The organism is Vibrio sp. Vb1337, assembly GCF_033338715.1.
GTDB classification, from domain to species: Bacteria; Pseudomonadota; Gammaproteobacteria; order Enterobacterales; family Vibrionaceae; genus Vibrio; species Vibrio alginolyticus.
In genome coordinates this window covers 1-1,021 of sequence record NZ_JAWOTD010000290.1, presented here as the reverse complement: position 1 = coordinate 1,021, position 1,021 = coordinate 1, and the positions used below count along the sequence as shown (strand labels likewise).

Below are 1,021 nucleotides of genomic sequence, written 5' to 3'. Positions count from 1 at the left end.
TGGAAAAACGTATGGGCGTTCGTCCTCAACATTTAGAACGCTTGCAACAGCTTCAAGATGAAGGTCGTTTACTTACCGCAGGTCCGATGCCAGCGATCGACTCTGATAACCCAGGAGAAGCCGGCTTTACTGGTTCGACAGTCATTGCTGAATTTTCCTCTTTGGAAGATGCCAAAACATGGGCTGACGCCGATCCTTATGTGGCGGCGGGCGTTTACGAAAACGTGATCGTAAAACCGTTCAAAAAAGTGTTTTAATTTATGAAAAAATTACTGTGTCTCTTCCTCGCCTTTGGTGCATTGGCGGGTTGTTCATCAAGCAATGACAACCAACGCCAACTTGAATTAATGGCGTCTAACCGTGCCGGTGTCTTGTCTGCCGGACTGCCGTTGGAATACGGTCCGCTGCAAATCATGCGTGTTTCTTCTAACAAGAACGTGGTAGAAATGATGATGATTTACAACGACGATGCTTTAGGTGCGAAACCATTAAACCAAGTACTGAATACCAGTATTTATACATACTGCAATACGCCGTCGGTAAGAGAGCAAATTGATATGGGTTTGATGTACCGATTAAAAGTGCGTAACTCACGCGGTCAGCTAATTGCTGATGAATTGGTTTCAGAGCAAACCTGTAGCAAAATCAAATAGACACAGTCATTTGCTTGGCGCCCAAGCCCGACAACAACGAGAGCCGTCGTTAGTGAGCTAAGCGGACATTAAATAAAAGACACAAAAGCGGAGACGATGGGCTCCGCTTTTTTATTGGCCACTTTAAATTGGCGACGAGCTACCTTATGCAAGCTCTGCGCGAAGCTTCTTCGCAGCAGACACAAGGTTGGCAAGTGCAGCTTCCGTCTCTGCCCAGTTACGTGTTTTCAAACCACAGTCTGGGTTTACCCACAAACGTTGTACCGGAATCTTTTCTGCCGCTTTCTTGATTAAACCTTCAATCCACGCTTCCGTCGGAATGTTTGGTGAGTGAATGTCATAAACACCTGGGCCGATTTCGTTCGGGT

General features: G+C 46.3%; 2 protein-coding genes and 1 pseudogene. 2 read left to right on the top strand and 1 reads right to left on the bottom strand.

All coding sequences use genetic code 11. The annotated features are described in order from the left end of the window. Both R7E42_RS25710 and R7E42_RS25705 read left to right on the top strand, forming a co-directional pair. Positions 1-257, top strand: a 257-nt coding sequence (locus tag R7E42_RS25710; RefSeq protein ID WP_318073341.1) for a YciI family protein, incomplete at its 5' end; no start/stop codon positions are given. 3 nt (positions 258-260) lie between these two features. Continuing rightward, a complete protein-coding gene (locus tag R7E42_RS25705; RefSeq protein WP_005459209.1) occupies positions 261-653 on the top strand; it encodes a GspS/AspS pilotin family protein in 393 nt (130 codons plus the stop codon). Between the two features lie 144 nt (positions 654-797). Here the strand turns inward: R7E42_RS25705 and R7E42_RS25700 are convergent. Next, positions 798-1,021, bottom strand: a pseudogene (locus R7E42_RS25700) (hypothetical protein); the annotation flags it as partial.

Bases quoted from the DNA above. Each gene is read 5' to 3' on its own strand.
- R7E42_RS25705 (WP_005459209.1), top strand. From the start codon at position 261: ATGAAAAAATTACTGTGTCTCTTCCTCGCCTTTGGTGCATTGGCGGGT.